Below are 14,208 nucleotides of genomic sequence, written 5' to 3' on the forward strand. Positions count from 1 at the left end.
GAGCGCGACGGCCATGACCACACCCAGGAATCCGCCCAGCGTACCCGCCATGACAGCCGATTACGATCGCGAGTCCGACGCCATGTTCGTACGCTTCGCCGACGGCACGATCGTGGAGAGCGAGGAGGTCGCCGACGGCGTCGTGCTCGATTTCGACACCGCGGGCCGCATCGTCGCCCTGGAGCTGCTCGGCGCGAGCAAGCGTTTGGCGCCCGGCGCGGTGCCGGAGGCCGCCGAATGATGCGCCGCCTCGCCGTCCTGCTCCTTCTCGCTTTCGCCGCCGCGCTCCCCGCCGCCCCCGCTTTGGCGGTGCAGCCGGACGAGATCCTCGGCGATCCGGTGCTGGAGAGCCGCGCCCGCGCGCTCTCGGCCGAACTGCGCTGCATGGTGTGCCAGAACCAGTCCATCGACGATTCCGACGCGCCGCTCGCCCGCGACCTGCGCCTGATCGTGCGCGAGCGGCTGACGGCGGGAGACAGCGACCCGCAGGTGCTGGACTTCATGGTCCAGCGCTACGGCGAGTTCGTGCTGCTGCGTCCGCGCTTCTCCTGGCGCAACGCGCTGTTGTGGGGCGCGCCGGTGCTGGTGCTGGGGCTCGGCGCGCTGATCGCATTTGTCGCCCTGCGGCGCCGCGCCACCGGTCCGGCGCCGCGCCTCTCGCCGGAGGAGGAGGCGCGCCTCGCCAGGCTCCTCGCCGAGGGCAAGGCCACCGAACCACCCAAGGGCTGATCCGCCAACGTGCTGTCGGCCAACGCATTCTTCGAGGTCCCCATGCCAGCCTATGCCGATCTTGCCGCCCACTTCGCGCGCGCCGCCGCGCTCGCCAATTCCATCGGCATCCTGCAGTGGGACAGCGACACCATGATGCCGAAGGGCGCCGCCGAGACCCGCGCGGAAAGCCTGGCGCTGCTCCGGGTGCTGCACCACGGCATGGTGTGCGATCCGAAGGTCGGTGACCTGATCGCCGGCGCGGAGGCCGAGAGCGGCCTCGGCGACTGGGAGCGAGCGAACATCCGGGAAATCCGCCGGCTGTGGACGGTGCAGACCGCGCTGCCGGCCGACCTCGTGGAGGCATCAAGCCGCGCCGTCTCGCGCTGCGAGATGGCCTGGCGCAAGGCGCGCGCGGAGGCGGACTTCCCCGCGCTCCTCCCGCTGCTCGCCGAGGTCCTCTCCCTCCAGCGCCAGATCGGCATCGTGAAGGGGGAGAAGCTCGGCCTCTCGCCCTATGATGCGCTGCTGAACGACTACGAGCCGGGCGGCCGCTCGGCGCGCATCGACGCGCTGTTCGACGACCTCGCGGCCTTCCTGCCCGGCTTCACGCAAGAAGTGCTTGAGGCGCAGGCGCGCCGGCCGGCGCCGCTGCCACTCCAGGGCCCGTTCCCGGTGGCGGCGCAGCGCGCGCTCGGGCTGGAAATGATGCAGGTGGTGGGGTTCGATTTCGAGCGCGGCCGGCTCGACGTCTCCACCCATCCCTTCTGCGGCGGCGCCGACAACGACGTGCGCATCACCACGCGCTACGACGAGGCCGACTTCGCCCGCGCCCTCATGGGCGTGATGCACGAGACCGGCCATGCGCTCTATGAGCAGGGCCGGCCGCAGGCGATGGTGCACCAGCCGGTGGGCCAGGCGCGCAGCATGAGCGTGCACGAGAGCCAGTCGCTTCTGATGGAGATGCAGGCCTGCCGCTCGCGCGAGTTCCTCGCCTTCGCCGCGCCGCGCATGCGGGCGGCGTTCGGCGGCGCCGGGCCGGCCTGGGAGGCGGACAACCTCTACAAGCTCTACACCCGGGTCGAGCGCGGCTTCATCCGGGTGGACGCGGACGAGGTGACCTATCCCGCCCACGTGATCCTGCGCTATCGGCTGGAAAAGGCGCTGATCGGCGATGAGATGCCGCTCGCCGAGTTGCCCGCCGCCTGGAATGCCGGCATGCGCGATCTGCTCGGCATCACGCCGCCGGACGACCGGGTGGGATGCCTCCAGGACATCCACTGGCCGAGCGGCGGCTGGGGCTATTTCCCCACCTACACGCTCGGCGCCATGACGGCGGCCCAGCTGTTCGACGCCGCCCGCCGGGCGGTGCCGGAGATTCCCGGCGCGATCGCGCGCGGCGACTTCGCGCCGCTGCTCGCCTGGCTGCGGGAGAACGTGCACAGCCAGGGCTCGCTGCTGGAGACCGACGACCTGCTCACCCGCGCCACCGGCCGGCCGCTCGACGCCTCCGTCTTCAAGGCCCACCTGCTGCGCCGCTACGGCAGCGAGGCGACCGCGCACTGAGGCGGCGCCAAGGGTCAGCGCCCAAGGGTTAGCGCCCAAGGGTTAGCGCCCAAGGGTCAGCCCCCACGGGCGCGGCGCCGGCCCGCGATGTTTACGCTAGGGAAGATATGGTCGTCGGGCCAAGCGCGGCAGGCTTCGGGCGGCGCTCAGCGGTTCTGCTGAGCCTGCGAAACGTGGTCGCGCAATTCCTGCAGCGAGGCGAAACGCACCACGCCGTCCGGCAACTCGGCCTGGATCGAGCCGTCGGAATAGAGCGTATAGGCCATGCCGCCGACGATGCCGGACTTCAGGATGCGCGGCTCATCCGCCCCCTCCGCGCGGCGGGCGGCGGGCGACGCCGGCGCTGGACGCGGCGCGGGAGCCGCCTTACCGCCCGGTGCCTCGTAGCGCGACCGCGGTCCCGGACGCGGGTCGGCGCGCGGCTCGGGACGCGGCTCGGGACGTGATGCGGCGCGGGTCTCGGTCTCAACCCGGCGCTCCAGCCGCTGGCGCCGCGCTTCGAGCATGGGGTCGGCGGCGCGCTCCTCGCCCGCCGACCGTTCGTCCGTGCGGGTGGGACGCGGCGCCTGAAGCGCCCGCGGCGGGGACGAGGACGGCGCCGCGGCCTCGGCCTCGTCCTGCTCCTTGTCTTCCCCCTCCCCTTCCGGCGCCCCAAGGTCGTCAGTGGTCGGACGCGGCGCAGCGCCGAGGCGCCCGCGCACCGCAGGCGCAGCCGGCACCACGGGGGCGGGCTGCGCCGAAACCTCGCCGGCGACGGGACGGACATTGACCTCGATGCCGCTCAGTCCGGCTTCTATGCGGGCAGAAAGGCGCTCAAGCTGGCGCAGCACCAGGCCCATGGCCGTGATGACGAAGCCGCCCGAGGCCGCCACCGCCCCGGTGGTGATGAGCGTGTTGCCGATGCTGGAGACAAAGACGATCGCCCCAAGCCCGATGACTGACAGGCCTGCAAGGGCGATCAGCACCCCCAGTAGCACCAGGAACCACCACATCTTGCTACTCCACTACGCCTTGCCGGACCGGCGGAAGAAGGGCCGTGCGGCCCCGGTTCCGATCACGCCTGAATTTCGACGGCACCACGGTTGTTTGAAGGCGGCCCCAGCCCTATCTAGTTGGCAGCTCGGACGTTCCCGATGCTCCCGGCCCGGTCCGGCGGCACGGCGCGGGGCCGGGCGCTAATGCCGGATCGATTGCGGAGATCGTTCATGTCCTTCACGCTGCCCGACCTGCCTTACTCCTACGATGCCCTCGCCCCGTACATGTCGCGGGAAACCCTCGAGTATCACCACGACAAGCACCACCTCGCCTACGTCAATAATGGCAACAATCTCCTAAAGGGAACTGAATTTGAAGGAAAATCCCTGGAGGAGGTGGTGAAGGGGTCGTTCGGCAAGAACGTGCCGCTCTTCAACAACGCCGCCCAGCACTACAACCACGTGCTGTTCTGGCAGTGGATGAAGCCCAATGGTGGCGGCGCCATGCCCGGCGAGCTCGAGAAGAAGATCGCCGCGGACTTCGGCTCGGTGGACAAGTTCAAGGAGGACTTCGTCGCCGCCGGCGTCGGCCAGTTCGGCTCCGGCTGGGCCTGGCTTGCCCTGGTGGACGGCAAGCTCGCCATCACCAAGACGCCGAACGGCGAGAACCCGCTGGTGCATGGCGGCACGCCGCTGCTGGGCGTCGACGTGTGGGAGCACTCCTACTACATCGACTATCGCAACCGTCGTCCGGACTACCTGAAGGCGTTTGTCGACCACCTCGTCAACTGGGAATATGTTGCCGAGCTCTACGCCAAGGCTTCCTGACCGCGGGGAAGGCCAGTCCCGTTTCCGCAACTTGCGGAAACGGGACACGGAACTGTCGCTGACCTGCCATCATTCTAGGCGAAGCATGCCGGCACGTCGCCGGATGGAGATGTCACTGCTGGTTTTGTTTTGCAGTGCATCGTATAATTTTGTTGCAGTTTTCCAGTCGGCGATCTTAGCTGCTGAGCCTTCACGTTCCCGCGAGGTCCCGCCTCGTGATGCCGTCGAAGGCGATGCCCGCGTTCGAGGTCGCTCCGTATCATGCCGTCCCCTGCCTGGAATTCCCTGCGCCGGCTTTCTAGCCACCCGGCGGATGCGATCGCGGCCGCGCTTGTGTGCGCACTTGCCGTACTCGGCTGCCTCACCTTCAGTGACTACGGACTGGGCTGGGACGACTTCACCCACTCCCAGTATGGCGAACTGCTGCTGAACTACTACCGGTCGCACTTCACCGACCGGGCGGCGTTCTCGTTCGTCAACCTCTTCTATTACGGCGGCGGCTTCGACCTGATCGCCGCCATGCTCGCCAAAATCCTGCCGCTGGAGCTGTTCGACGTGCGCCGCCTGCTCGGCGCGGTTGTCGGCATGATCGGCTTCGTGCTCGTCTGGCGCACCGGGCGCCGCATCGGCGGTCCGGTGGCCGGCCTCGCGGCGCTCTGCCTGCTCGCCGTCTGCCCGCTCTATTACGGGCAGATGTTCATGAACGCGAAGGACGCGCCGTTCGCCGTCACCATGCTGGGCGTGACCTACGCTCTGGTGCGCGCATTCGACGAGTATCCGCGTCCGTCGCCCTACACCGTCGCCGTATTCGGCGCGTGCATCGGGCTGGCGATCGGCGCCCGCGTGCTCGGCCTGCTGGCGGGCGCGAACCTCGTGCTGGCGCTCGCCGTTCTGTTCATCATCGAGGCGCGGCGCCGGGGCATCGGCCAGGCGGCGCAGCGCGGCACCGGCTTCATCGCCCTGCTCGCGCTCGGCCTGCCGCTCGGCTACTTCATGCTGGCGCTGGTCTGGCCCTGGGCCGTGGTGGAGCCGACCAATCCCCTCGTCGCCCTGAAATACTATTCGCACTTCTGGGAAGTGCCCTGGCGCGAGATGTTCGAGGGCCAGGCCATCTCCGTGCCGGACATGCCGCGCCGCTACGTGCCGACGCTGTTCGCGCTGCAGATGCCGGAGATGTTCCTCGGCCTGTTCCTGGCCGGCGCTGGCTTCGCGGCGTTCCGCATCGTCCGCGGACAGGAGGCGCCGCAGGCGCGCGCGCGCTACATGCTGCTGCTGTCGGCGGCGCTGGTGCCGATCGCGGTGGTGATGGCGACCCGCCCGGCCATGTACAACGGCATCCGCCACTTCGTCTTCGTCACCCCGGCCATGGCGCTCTTGGGCGGGCTTGCAGTGTCCGCGATCTGGAACGTCCTGGCGCGTGCGCCCGTGGCGGCGCGGGGCGCGGCGGCGGCCGCGTTCGCGCTCGGCATCGCGGCGCCGGCGAGCACCTTCCGCGACATTCACCCTTACGAATATACCTATTACAACAGCATCGTGGGCGGCGTGCGCGGCGCCGACGACAAGTTCATGATCGACTATTGGGGCCTCGCCTTCAAACAGGCGGCCGAGGCGCTCGACCAGTATGTGGAGACCCACCGCGGCCAGCTTCCCCAGGGCCGCAAGCTCAAGGTCGCGGTGTGCGGGCCGCTGCTCGCCGCCAAGGCCGAGTTCGGCCCGCAGTACGAATTGACCTATGACAGCAAGACCGCCGACCTGGCGCTGGTGCAGGGCGAATTCCACTGCGCCGACGTGAAGGCGCCGGTGCTGGTGGAAGTGGCCCGCGAAGGCGTGGTCTATGCCCGCGTCTACGATGTGCGCGGCCGGCAGGTGCAGAGCATCGTCGCCGGCCCATAGGCCGGATGGCCGCCCCGCTCAGATCCAGCGCAGGCGCTTGAAGGCCCAGAACATCAAGGCGCCGATGGCGAGCAGGATCAGGCTGACGATCCAGAAGCCCTCGCCATTGTCCGACCCCGGTATGCCGCCGACATTCATGCCGAACATGCCCGAGACCAGCGTCAGCGGCGCGAACACCACCGTCACCACGGCCAGCACCAGCATGGACTGGTTCATCTGCTCGGCGCGCCGATCCACCATCTGATCGCGGATCACGGCGGCGCGCTCGCGCACGCTGTCGAGCTCCTCGCTGAAGCGGGTCACGCGGTCGGCGGCATCGCGCAGCCGGTTGCGGTCCTTGGGGCCGAGCCAGGCGTCGTCCTCCAGCGAGAAATGGTTCAGCGCCTCGCGCTGCGGCGCGATATGGCGGCGCAGCTTGATGGCCACCCGCCGCATCACCGCGAGCTTCGGCAGCAGGTCGGAGACCTGGATCGCCTCCACCTGGTCCTCAAGTTCGTCGGCATCGTCGGTGAGCGCCGTGACCACCGCGTCGAGCCGCTCCACCAGCCTTGTCGCGAGTTCCGCCACGAACTCGCCCTGGGTGCGCGGGCAGCGCCCGCGGCCGAGCGCGTCCTCGAAGTCCTCCACGGCCGAGAGCGGCTCGTGCTGCACGGAAACGATGCGCGACGTGTCGACCCACAGATGGACCGTGACCACGTCCTCCGGCAGCGCGTTGCGGTAGAGGTTGACGCCGCGCAGGGAGAGCAGCGCCCCCTCCGTGAAGACGGCGCAGCGCGGCCGGGCCTGGTCCTCCAGCAGGGATTCGATCACCGAGGTGTCGAGCCCGCTTGCCTGGCGCAGCCATTCCTCCTTCATCCGGTCCATGCGCCGGAAATGGAGCCAGACGAAGCCCTCGGGCGGCGGCGCCACCGCCTCCTCCCAGGAGAGGCGGCGGCCGCCCCCCTTGCCGTCGAGCCACCAGATGGAGATGAGCCCCTGGGTGTCATTCCTGTCCATGCTGCCCGCCGCCTGCCCCGCCTGTGCGGGGCGCCCGATCATCCCGCCTTCCTCGCACGATTGCGCGACACCCGGAAGGCAGTCCGGCGCAGGCTCAGCCGAGCGCCTGGAGGATGCGCACCCAGCTCCGGGTGCCCTTGTGGAACGACGTCACGTCATACTTTTCGTTGGGCGAGTGGATGCGGTCGTCGTCGAGCGCAAACCCGATCAGCAGCGTGTCGATGCCGAGGCGGCTCTTGAACTGGCCGACGATGGGAATGGAGCCGCCCGAACCCACCATCACCGGCGCGATGCCCCACTCCTCCTCAAGCGCGTGCGCCGCATGGGCGAGGTCGGCGCTCGCGGGGTCCACGAGGAAGGCGCGGCTGCCGTGGCCACCGGAGAAGGTGACACTGCAATCGGCCGGAAGCCGATCCCGCACGAACGCCTCGAACGCCTTGGCGATCCGCGACGGGTCCTGGTCCGCCACGAGGCGGAACGAGATCTTCGCCGTGGCCTTCGCCGGGATGATGGTCTTGGCCCCCTCCCCCGTATAGCCGCCGAAGATGCCGTTCACCTCCAGGGTGGGGCGGGACTGGATCTGCTCGATCAGCATGCGGTCGCGCTCGCCCGCCGGCACCGAGAGGCCCACCGGCTTCAGGAATTCGTCCGGCCCGAGGTCGAGCCGCGCCCAGGCGTCGCGCACCTCCTGCGGCATCTCCCGCACCGCATCGTAGAAGCCGGGAATGGTGACGCGCCCGTCCGCATCGCGCGCGGCCGCGAGGATGTCGGCCAGCACGTGGATTGGATTGCGCGCCGCCCCGCCATAGAGGCCGGAATGCAGGTCCCGCGACGGCCCGTGGACCGTGACCTCCATCGAGAGGATGCCGCGCAGCGAGGTGGTGATGGAGGGCGTGGTGGGGTTCCACATGCCGGTGTCGCAGACGAGCGCGATATCCGCCTTCAGGCGGTCCGCCTCGGCGGCGAAGAAGCCCCCAAGGCTCGGCGAGCCGCACTCCTCCTCGCCTTCCAGGAACACCGTGATGTCCACCGGCGGCGCGCCGCCTGCGGTGCGGAAGGCCCTCAGCGCCTCCAGGAAGGTGAGCACCTGGCCCTTGTCGTCGCTGGCGCCGCGGCCGACGATGGTGCGCCGGCCGTCCGCCCCGGCGCCGAAGCGCGGCTCGAAGGGCGGCGTCTCCCACAGCTCCAGCGGGTCCACCGGCTGCACGTCGTAATGTCCGTAGAACAGCACCCGCCGCGCCGCGCCGGTGTCGGTGCGCGCCACCACCATCGGGTGGCCCGTGGTGGGAATGACGGCGGCCGAGAGCCCCAGTTCCTCCAGCGTCCCTGCGGCCCATTCGGCGGCCGCCCGGCAGGCGTCCTCGTAGGCGGGATCGGTGGAGATGGAGGGAATGCGCAGATAGTCGAACAGCCGCGCCAGCGCGGCGTCGAGCCCCGCATCGACCGCATCCAGGGCCTTGCGCTGCAGGCCCTCCCCGGAAAGTCCGTCCCGCATTCCCGCGCCGCTCGCCGCCATCTGCGCCTCCCCGCACCGGCAGCCTGATGCCGCCGGCGCACGCGCGGATGCTGGCCGCGAAGAGCGCACCATGCAAGCGCGACGTTCACGCAGGCGCGGCCGCCCTCCCGACGCCGGCCCGCAGGCAGCCGGGCGCGCCATCCCGTCCGCCGATCATGCGCGGGTGGTCGCCCGCATGCCGGATGCTCCGGCACGAGAGAGGTGTGGTGCCGCGCCGGCCAAAGGCCGTCGGAGGCGGGAAGCCCCTTCGCAATAGCGGCGTCAAGAAAGGGCCGGCGCGCCGGCCCGGGAGAGTCAGCCGGCCTCGGCGAGGCCTGCCATCTCCGGCTTCAAGACCGATAAAGACGGCCGGGCGGCACGCCGTGCACGCTGCAACACCGAGCCGATGCGCCGGTAGAGCAGGCGCGGCTGCAGCGGGGCCGCGAGGCCCGCGTCGTAGCCGGCGCGGCCGGCAGACCGCGCGACCATCGTCGCAGCGACCTCCAGGATCAGGATCGCCGGCACGCTGCCGCCGTCGCGAAACGGATTTTCCGGCACCTTGTCGGCATCGTCGACCTGCACCACGAGTACGTCGATCATGCCAGTACCCGCGGGAGGCTGGATCTCCTCGAAGCTCGATGCCTCGACGACCGCCCCCACCCCGAAGGCCGTCAAAGCTTGCCGGGTCGCCTGGCGGCGCTCGGCATCCGAATCCACGAGAAGAATGCGGGCAGTTGGTAACACCTTCATGGGGCGCTCCAATTTGGAGGCACGTCTGGTCCGCAACTAAGCCAGGCGTGCGGCGTTGAGCAGCTCCGGCCGACACGACCCCGCAATCGTATCGACTCGCTCCTGAAAATAGCGGCACCGGGGAACCGAAGCAACCACCGACATTGGGCCTAAGACCAATATCCACCTGCCGCAGCGTGATTTTTGACCGGTCGGCAATGCGCGCGTCTGCCGCTGGCGGGCATCGCCGCCGGCCGGCCCGGGCGGCCGGAGCCGCGCCGCCTGCCCTATGACGTCAGCGCTTGATGTTGCCGAGGATGCCGCGAAGGATGGCGCGGGTGAGCTGCGTGCCGACCTGCGTCGCCACCGTGCGCGCCACCTGGCGCACCACCACCTCGGTGGTCGACATGCGGGTCGAGGCGCGCGGCGTCCCCTTGGCGCCGCCCGGCGCCGGAGCCGGCGTGCCGGTGCCGAGCACGCTGTCGAGGATGCCGCCCAGGAGCCCGCCGCCGCCGGCGGACGCCTCGGCCGGCGGCTGCATCTTCTGCTCCGCGCGCTGCTGGAGCTTCTCGAACGCGCTCTCCCGGTCCACCGACTGGTCATAGACATGGCCCACCGGGCTCTTCGCCATGATGGCGGCGCGCTCGGCCTCGGTGATCGGCCCGACGCGGGCGGAGGGCGGGCGGATCAGCGTGCGCTCCACCATGGACGGCACGCCGTTGCCCTCCAGCATGGAGACCAGCGCCTCGCCCTTGCCCAGCTCCATGATGACCTTGGCCGTTTCGAGGTCGGGATTGGGGCGGAAGGTCTCCGCCGCCGCCCGCACCGCCTTCTGGTCACGCGGCGTGAAGGCCCGCAAGGCGTGCTGCACCCGGTTGCCGAGCTGGGCGAGCACGCTCTCCGGCACGTCGAGCGGGTTCTGGGTGACGAAATAGACGCCGACGCCCTTGGAGCGGATCAGCCGCACCACCTGCTCCACCTTGTCGAGCAGCACCTTCGGCGCCTCGTCGAACAACAGGTGCGCCTCGTCGAAGAAGAACACCAGCTTCGGCTTCTCCGGGTCGCCCACCTCCGGCAGCTGCTCGAACATCTCGGAGAGGAGCCAAAGCAGGAAGCAGGCATAAAGGCGCGGCGCGCCCATGAGCTTGTCGGCGGCGAGGATGGAGACGGTGCCGTAGCCCGAGCGGTCCACCCGCATGAGGTCGGCGATGTTGAGCGCCGGCTCGCCGAAGAACTTGTCCGCCCCCTGGTTCTCCAGCACCAGAAGCTGGCGCTGGATGGCGCCCACCGTCTGCGGCGCCACGTTGCCGTACTGCGTGCCCAGCGTCGCGGCGTTCTCCGCGACGAAGGCGAGCAGCGCCCGAAGGTCTTTCAGGTCGAGCAGCAGCAGGCCCTGCTCGTCGGCGACCCGGAAGGCGATGTTGAGCACGCCCTCCTGGGTGTCGTTGAGGCCCATCAGGCGGGAGAGCAGCAGCGGCCCCATCTCGGAGATGGTGGCCCGGACCGGGTGGCCCTGCGCGCCGAACATGTCCCAGAAGATCACCGGGAAGCTGTCCGGCTGGTAGTCGATGCCCACCTCCTTGGCGCGCGCCAGGAGGAAGTCCTTCTCCGTGCCGGGCTCGGCGATGCCGGACAGGTCGCCCTTGATGTCGGCGGCGAACACCGGGACGCCGGCGCGGGCGAAGCCTTCCGCCAGCACCTGGAGCGTCACCGTCTTGCCGGTGCCGGTGGCGCCGGTGACGAGGCCGTGCCGGTTGGCGAGGCGCAAAGTGAGGAACTCGTCCTTGGCGCGCTGGGCCTTGCCGGCGCCGATGAAGCTGCGGCCGAGATAGATCTTGCCGTCGCCGTCGGGGGCCTTCGGATCCAGGGCGGGGGCGGCCGGCTTCGGGGCGGCTGTCATGGCATGTCCTCGCGCGTGTCGACGGTGGGGGATCAGGCGGCTGTTTTCGCCCGTTTCGGCAGACCTCGGCAAGCGCCTTGCCGCGGCGCGGACTCGCCGACGGCGCGCCGCGCCGTGCCGGGTGCCTTGCCGGATCGTCGCGCCGCCTTCAAATTCACCCCCTATCTCTGACGGCGCAGCGCCAGGGAGGCGACATGGATGAACTGCTGGACCGGCTGAAGGAGCGCGTCGGCCTCGCGCCCGACAGGGGGCGGGCGGTGGTGGCGATCCTGGTGCAGTTCCTTGCCCGGGAAGCTCCGGCGGAGGCGATGGCGCCGCTGATCGCCCGCCATGCCTGGATCGCCGAGCTTCAGGCGGGCCTCGCCGAGCCGGCGCCGCCGGCGGCCGCGAATCGCCATTTCGGCGGCATGGCCCGCCTGATGGATCTCGCCAACCGGATGATGGCGCTCGGCCTCACCATGGGCGAGGTGCAGGGCGCGGCGCGCGAGGTGGTGGCCTATGCCCGCGAGACCGCAGGCGCCGAAAGTGTGGACGGCGTGGTGAAGGCGATCCCGGGCCTGCGCCAGTTCGTTTGACTTTCGCCGAGGTTGTGGGCCTCATCGTCGCGGCTCCGCTTGAGCCGTGCCATTGAGGGGGGAAATCATGTCCTATCCCATCATCGACATCGAGGGCATCGGCCCGGTCATGGCCGAGAAGCTGAAGACGGCAGGCATCACCAACACCGGCGCGCTGCTCGACGCCGCGAAGACGCCGAGGGACCGCAAGGCCTTGGCGGAAAAGGCCGGCATCGACGAGAAGCAGGTCCTCAAATGGGCCAACATGGCCGACCTGATGCGGATCAAGGGCGTCGCGGAGGAATATTCCGAGCTGCTCGAGGCCGCCGGCGTCGACACCGTGAAGGAACTGAAGACCCGCAACGCCGCCAACCTCACCAAGGCCATGGCCGAGGTGAACGAGAAGAAGAAGCTGGTGCGCCTCCTGCCCGCCGAAAGCCAGGTGGAGAAGTGGATCGCCCAGGCCAAGGAGCTGCCGCCGGTCCTCACCTACTGAGCGGGGGCCATCCGGGAGCGGCCCGAGCGGCGGCGGTCGGCGCGGAGGGCATCCGGGCCGCGGCCCTGAGGGAGCGGCAATCCGGGGCGGCGCGTTCCCGCCGCCTCCTGTCCCATACCGGCCGTACCGCCCCTCGCACCCTGCGGGATCGAGCGCCTTCCGACCCCGGACCAGGATCGCGTCCGGTCCCGGAGGGCGCATCGTGCAGCGGAGCCCGGGGCCGGCCCCCCACGGGACCGGACAGACCGGACAGACCGGACCGTCACGAGATTGGCTCGGCCGGTTCAGGGCACCCGGCTTGGCGCGGCACCCCGCCCCGTCCGTCATCCGCCGCCGAAACTACGCAGCCGGCAGACCGGCGCGGGCCCGCACCCGGCATTCGGACAGCCGAAGGGCCGAAGGGTGGCCCGCGGGCCGAACGATCCCAAGGGCGCAGGATCACCGCGGTTCACCGGCCCGCCCTTGAAAAGCGCCGATGCTCCCCGTATGAGAGGCGTCGCGCCGCGGTAGCTCAGCTGGTAGAGCAACGCATTCGTAATGCGTGGGTCGGGGGTTCGAATCCCTTCCGCGGCACCATTTCACCATCCAAAAGCGTCCGAAAATGTCCGATATCGCTTTGATTTCAAAGCGATAGGCGCTCCTGACGTCCAGTCTGATCCCATCTCGTCCGCTTGAATCCTGTAGGCATGTAGGCAAGTTTGTAGGCGTCTCGATGCCTACAAAGGGAGCGTGCCTACATGGCGCTGACGGACATGGCGCTGCGCAATGCGAAGCCGCAGGACAAGCCATACAAGCTATTTGACGGTGGTGGCCTCCATCTTCTCGTCAATCCGAGCGGCAGCCGAATCTGGCGTCTCGCCTACCGGTTCCTCGGCAAACCCAAGCAGATCTCGTTCGGCCCCTACCCCACCGTCTCTCTCGCCGATGCGCGCCAGAAGCGGGACGAAGCCAAGAAACTGCTGCTGGATGGCCAGGACCCGTCGACTGCCCGCAAGCTCGAGAAGGTCAACGCCACCATCTCCACAGGCAACACCTTCGCCCTGCTCGCAGCCGAATATATCGGGCGCCTGGAAACGCGAGAGTCCGCCAACGCCACCATCAAGAAGAACAAGTGGCTGCTGGAGACGCTCGCCGGGCCGGCGCTTGGCAGCCGTCCCATCACCGAGATCAAGCCGGTGGAGGTTCTGGACATCCTGCGCCAGGTGGAGCGAAGCGGCCGCAGAGAATCGGCACGTCGCCTGCGCTCGGCCATCGGCAGCGTATTCCGCTATGCCATTGCCACGCTGCGGGCGGAAACGGACCCGACCTCGCCGTTGAAGGATGCCCTGGAGCGGCCGAAGGTCGTCCACCGCGCGGCTCTCACGGACCCTGTGGCCCTCGGCGGGCTGCTCAGGGCCATCGATGAGTATGACGGCTGGCCCACCCTGCGGGCGGCGCTCCTGTTCACGGCGCTGACCTTCGCGCGGCCGGGCGAGGTGCGTGGCGCCCGGTGGAGCGAGGTCGACTTCGACAAGGCGTCTGGAACATCCCCGCCATCCGCATGAAGATGCGCCGCGCCCATATGGTGCCGCTGTCGCGCCAGGCGCTGGGCGTGCTCGATGACATTCGCGCCTTCTCGGGCGCGAGCGAATTGGTGTTTCCCTCCATCCGGTCCAACAAGAAGCTGATCAGCGAGAACGGCATGAACTCGGCGCTGCGGCGCATGGGGTTCACGCAGGACGAGATGACGGCCCACGGCTTCCGAGCGTCCGCCAGCTCGATCCTGAACGAGCGTGGCCATTCGCCGGACGTGATCGAAGCGGCGCTCGGGCATCTGGACCAGAACGAGGTGAGGCGGGCCTACAATCGGGCCACCTATTGGCCCGAGCGCGTGCCGCTGATGCAGACCTGGGCGGACATGCTGGATGAGTTCAGGAGGCTGAGACCGAGGCGGGACGCAGGCTGAGGCTATAAAAAATTATAGCCCAGTAAATCATTCAAAACATTGAATAAAAACGCAATATTATGACTGACGCTCAACATACATCTATCATTCACGACGTCGCGGAAACGGAGCTGCGGTGGGGGCG

The 14,208-nt window shown here is 69.2% G+C and carries 14 protein-coding genes and 1 tRNA gene; 10 read left to right on the forward strand and 5 right to left on the reverse strand.

Annotated elements, in window-relative coordinates:
- Window positions 1-13: 13 nt before the first annotated feature.
- From D9R14_RS08115 to D9R14_RS08125, 3 genes are read left to right on the forward strand one after another with little or no spacing between them, the layout of a single operon-like run.
- Complete coding sequence (locus tag D9R14_RS08115; RefSeq protein WP_245420643.1) at window positions 14-241, forward strand: DUF2283 domain-containing protein; 228 nt, start codon at window positions 14-16, stop codon at window positions 239-241.
- The gene (locus tag D9R14_RS08120; RefSeq protein WP_121622824.1) at window positions 238-729 is read left to right on the forward strand and encodes a cytochrome c-type biogenesis protein; all 492 of its coding nucleotides are present in this window, start codon (window positions 238-240) and stop codon (window positions 727-729) included. Before D9R14_RS08115 ends, D9R14_RS08120 begins: the two co-directional genes overlap by 4 nt.
- A gap of 42 nt (window positions 730-771) precedes the next feature.
- On the forward strand, window positions 772-2,274 hold the full coding sequence (locus D9R14_RS08125; protein ID WP_121622944.1) for a carboxypeptidase M32: 1,503 nt from the start codon (window positions 772-774) through the stop codon (window positions 2,272-2,274).
- Window positions 2,275-2,420: 146 nt separating this feature from the next.
- Here D9R14_RS08125 and D9R14_RS08130 read toward each other — a convergent pair whose 3' ends face one another.
- A complete protein-coding gene (locus D9R14_RS08130; protein WP_121622825.1) occupies window positions 2,421-3,266 on the reverse strand; it encodes a hypothetical protein in 846 nt (281 codons plus the stop codon).
- 213 nt (window positions 3,267-3,479) lie between these two features.
- Here D9R14_RS08130 and D9R14_RS08135 point away from each other — a divergent pair, with 213 nt between their 5' ends.
- The gene (locus D9R14_RS08135) at window positions 3,480-4,076 is read left to right on the forward strand and encodes a superoxide dismutase (protein ID WP_121622826.1); all 597 of its coding nucleotides are present in this window, start codon (window positions 3,480-3,482) and stop codon (window positions 4,074-4,076) included.
- 261 nt (window positions 4,077-4,337) lie between these two features.
- Window positions 4,338-5,969: a glycosyltransferase family 39 protein gene (locus tag D9R14_RS08140; protein WP_121622827.1), complete on the forward strand. Its 1,632-nt coding sequence runs from the start codon at window positions 4,338-4,340 to the stop codon at window positions 5,967-5,969.
- Between the two features lie 18 nt (window positions 5,970-5,987).
- On the opposite strand, the gene D9R14_RS08145 is transcribed toward D9R14_RS08140, so the two are convergent.
- The 4 genes from D9R14_RS08145 to D9R14_RS08160 form a co-directional block, all read right to left on the reverse strand.
- A complete protein-coding gene (locus tag D9R14_RS08145; protein ID WP_121622945.1) occupies window positions 5,988-6,965 on the reverse strand; it encodes a zinc transporter ZntB in 978 nt (325 codons plus the stop codon).
- A 94-nt stretch (window positions 6,966-7,059) separates the two neighbouring features.
- Window positions 7,060-8,460, reverse strand: coding sequence for a M20/M25/M40 family metallo-hydrolase (locus D9R14_RS08150; RefSeq protein WP_121622946.1), 1,401 nt, complete (start codon window positions 8,458-8,460; stop codon window positions 7,060-7,062).
- A 315-nt stretch (window positions 8,461-8,775) separates the two neighbouring features.
- Window positions 8,776-9,210 (reverse strand): ANTAR domain-containing protein, encoded by a 435-nt coding sequence (locus tag D9R14_RS08155; protein ID WP_121622828.1) that lies wholly within the window; start codon window positions 9,208-9,210, stop codon window positions 8,776-8,778.
- Between the two features lie 274 nt (window positions 9,211-9,484).
- Window positions 9,485-11,089 (reverse strand): helicase HerA-like domain-containing protein, encoded by a 1,605-nt coding sequence (locus D9R14_RS08160; protein ID WP_121622829.1) that lies wholly within the window; start codon window positions 11,087-11,089, stop codon window positions 9,485-9,487.
- A gap of 194 nt (window positions 11,090-11,283) precedes the next feature.
- Here D9R14_RS08160 and D9R14_RS08165 point away from each other — a divergent pair, with 194 nt between their 5' ends.
- From D9R14_RS08165 to D9R14_RS23540, 5 genes are all read left to right on the forward strand, one after another.
- The gene (locus D9R14_RS08165) at window positions 11,284-11,664 is read left to right on the forward strand and encodes a DUF2267 domain-containing protein (protein ID WP_121622830.1); all 381 of its coding nucleotides are present in this window, start codon (window positions 11,284-11,286) and stop codon (window positions 11,662-11,664) included.
- A gap of 67 nt (window positions 11,665-11,731) precedes the next feature.
- Window positions 11,732-12,139 (forward strand): DUF4332 domain-containing protein, encoded by a 408-nt coding sequence (locus D9R14_RS08170; RefSeq protein ID WP_121622831.1) that lies wholly within the window; start codon window positions 11,732-11,734, stop codon window positions 12,137-12,139.
- Window positions 12,140-12,639: 500 nt separating this feature from the next.
- Window positions 12,640-12,715, forward strand: a tRNA-Thr gene (locus D9R14_RS08175).
- Between the two features lie 161 nt (window positions 12,716-12,876).
- Complete coding sequence (locus tag D9R14_RS08180) at window positions 12,877-13,683, forward strand: tyrosine-type recombinase/integrase (RefSeq protein ID WP_342634776.1); 807 nt, start codon at window positions 12,877-12,879, stop codon at window positions 13,681-13,683.
- Entirely contained in the window at window positions 13,680-14,084 is a 405-nt protein-coding gene (locus tag D9R14_RS23540; protein ID WP_342634777.1) for a tyrosine-type recombinase/integrase, read from the forward strand. Before D9R14_RS08180 ends, D9R14_RS23540 begins: the two co-directional genes overlap by 4 nt.
- The last annotated feature ends 124 nt before the right edge of the window (window positions 14,085-14,208 follow it).

The sequence above is a fragment of the Xanthobacter tagetidis genome (genome assembly GCF_003667445.1).
Lineage (GTDB): Bacteria > Pseudomonadota > Alphaproteobacteria > Rhizobiales > Xanthobacteraceae > Xanthobacter > Xanthobacter tagetidis.